2 protein-coding genes and 1 pseudogene are annotated in these 2,952 nt (G+C 41.4%); all 3 read right to left on the minus strand.

Features of this window, described 5'->3' with window-relative positions; translation table 11 throughout:
- Window positions 1-297: 297 nt before the first annotated feature.
- On the minus strand, window positions 298-1,854 hold the full coding sequence (locus OCV77_RS16235) for a flagellin N-terminal helical domain-containing protein (RefSeq protein WP_262575992.1): 1,557 nt from the start codon (window positions 1,852-1,854) through the stop codon (window positions 298-300).
- A gap of 151 nt (window positions 1,855-2,005) precedes the next feature.
- On the minus strand, window positions 2,006-2,281 hold the full coding sequence (locus OCV77_RS16240) for a carbon storage regulator (RefSeq protein ID WP_118799729.1): 276 nt from the start codon (window positions 2,279-2,281) through the stop codon (window positions 2,006-2,008).
- 284 nt (window positions 2,282-2,565) lie between these two features.
- Window positions 2,566-2,952 (minus strand): annotated as a pseudogene (locus tag OCV77_RS16245) (hypothetical protein); the annotation flags it as partial.

The following is a 2,952-nucleotide window of genomic DNA, read 5'->3' on the forward strand; positions in this document are numbered from 1 at the left end:
GGACTTTGTCCGAAAATAAGAAAACTTCTATGCTTTGGTTTGAGTGTAGCATAGAAGTTTTCATTATGCAATAAATGTTTTTCCGTTATATACATAGGATATCGAAATCTACCTCCAGCTGCAGATTCTCACCACAGGTCAATAATCCATTTTTTCGCAGAATAAGAAAGAATCCTGCCCGGAGGGCTTTTTTATGTCATTGGAACATTACGAAGTAATTTCCTATGGCATAAGAAAAGGCCGGAAAATCCGACCTCTTCTTCACAATTCATCTTTGCAATTTTACTCTTACAGAAATTATTGTAATAAGGAAAGTACACCCTGGTTAGACTGATTAGCCTGAGCCAGCATAGCCTGACCTGCCTGAGACAGGATATTGTTGTTGGAGTACTTAACCATCTCTGTAGCCATATCGGTATCACGGATCTGGCTCTCTGCGCTGGTGGTATTCTCAACTACGTTGTCGAGGTTGCTGATGGTATGCTCAAGACGGTTCTGGGCAGCACCAAGAGCTGAACGCTGTGTGGAAACCTTCTGGATTGCTTCCTTGATTGTTTCGACAGCATTCTTGGCATTGGTATCGTCAGCACCATCAACCTTCAAATTTTTAACACCGAGTCCATCAGCACTCATAGCATCAATCTTCACAGAAATCTGATTGTTATCAGTTGCATCTGCACCAACATGAAGTTTCAATGTTAAAGCTCCTGTATCAAAAGCCTTAGAAGAATCAACCATCTTATCAACATCATCCTGAGTTGCAACATTTCCATTAATGTAAAGACCGGAATTAGCCTTGAGAGTTCCATCATTGTTAATGTAATTACCAAGACCATTTGCAGCTATTTCATTACCATCCTTATCGGTGAACTGCGTTGTGCCCTTGGTAACAACATCATCAGGTGTTGCTACTTTACTATCACCTGCTAAGATTCCGGTTTTAATAGATGCATAATAGTTCTTAATATCCTTAACTAAGCTACCTGCTCCATATGCATTACCATCTTTGTCATATACGGTAGTGCCTGTCTTTACCTGATCCCATTCTTCAGCAGTGGGATCAGCCTTTTCTGTTGCTTCATACACACCATTAGTCCCTTTTGCCAAAGTGTAATATTTTGTTGTACCAGTTCCATCCTTTGCAGTACCTTTTGCAGAAATGAAATTTCCAGTTGCTGTATCTTTGGTATATACATCTTCCGTAATAACATTTACTTTAGTTTGTTCTGCGTATGTATCATGATCTGCGTCAGTAATCTTCTGACCAACCTGCACACCATCTTTACTGGTATAATAATCATGCTTTGTAGTATCTACAGCAGATTTGTAGGAACCCTTTTTCAGAGTATTAACCTTACCATTTTCAACATAATAAAGATCCTGAGTTGTTACTTCTACTTCCTTGTACTGGAAATTGGTATCCTTAGGACTGGACTTATCACCCTTCAGCAGATAGGTTTCGTTAAACTTTGTAGTCTCAGATACACGGTCAATCTCTGTAGTCAGCTGATCAATTTCATTCTGGATGTAGGTTCTATCTGTTTCTGAATTAGTACCATTAGCAGATTTTACAGCCAGCTCATTCATTCTCTGTAACATGTCCTGAACTTCATTCAGCGCACCTTCTGCAGTCTGTACTGCACTGATACCGTCCTGTGCGTTAGAGGAAGCCTGGGTCAGACCTCTGATCTGCTTTCTCATCTTCTCACTGATGGACAGACCTGCTGCATCATCTGCTGCACGGTTGATCTTATAACCGGATGAAAGCTTCTCGGTGGACTTTGCCTGTGTCTTTGTGGTCACGCCTAACATTCTGTTAGAGTTCATTGCTGTTAAATTGTGTTGTACTACCATAATAGTTACCTCCTTGTATTTCTGCGCAAATCCGTTTGCGTCAGTTACTTTGTTATTGGTTGCTTTTTGTTGCTTTTATAGTAACCGAAAACCCGAACTTCAAAGACGGGCCCTGCCTTATGGCATTCAAAGCCTCCGGTTATTACCTTGCTCAGTCCTCCAGATTGCCGTGGGTAATGACGACTCTGGACTTTTTCTTTTTCAGGTACTTGGGATCCGTTTCCGGCTCAGCATAGTATTTAGGAAGCTTTGCCTTTTCCTCCGGATCTGTGACCCTGTTCTCCAGTACGGTGCTTCTGACGATATTCACGTCCTTTGGTGCATCCACCATGATGCGAAGATGGTTCTTCGTTCCGCCAAGGAACACGATCTTCACGTTGTCACCGATCATCAGATATTCTTCTGTGCTTACTGTCAGTCTTAACATCCTTAACCTCCCTGTCTGCTGGTATCCTGCTTTGCTGCTCCATGGATCCGGTGCCTCCAGCCAAGCCTCCCTGCTTTCCTTTTTAAAAATGAAACATTCTGTAATAAAATGTTGCATTCTTACGTTCACTAATAATATCGGCACTTGGGAAAATTACTTTATAGGAAAATTAAAATTTTTTGCAAACCATTTTGGACAGATAGCTAATTCTCCTCCGGATTCTTTTCTTTTTGCCTGTAAAATCTCGTTTATTTGATCAATATAACTTGTGTCAGCCAAAATCGTCATTGGATACCTGTCTGAACCTGTTCGACAAAGGAAGGGTCACATTCCAAAAACCTGCAGATATTTTCACAGGAGACACCACCAGCTAACATATTGGAAATGATAGTCCTGATTTTAGCTTCACTGTTCTGCTTCTCCAGAAGGATCCCTTCGTGTTTCCCCTCACGCTTTCCGATAAGAATCCCTTCGTGCTTTCCGATAAGAATCCCCTCATTCATTTTATCCGCCATTAATTCATCTAAAGCCTGGCACATATCAAATCCCTCCTGATTTCCGTATGTATTTCTGAAAGCCTCTTTGTTTTGAAGCAGGGCTGCATTGTCTGTCGTGGAAGGCAGAATATCGATATTACTGGATGCTTTTCCGTACCTGTTCGACCAGAGAAG

The organism is Suilimivivens aceti, assembly GCF_025567405.1.
Taxonomy (GTDB): domain Bacteria; phylum Bacillota; class Clostridia; order Lachnospirales; family Lachnospiraceae; genus Suilimivivens; species Suilimivivens aceti.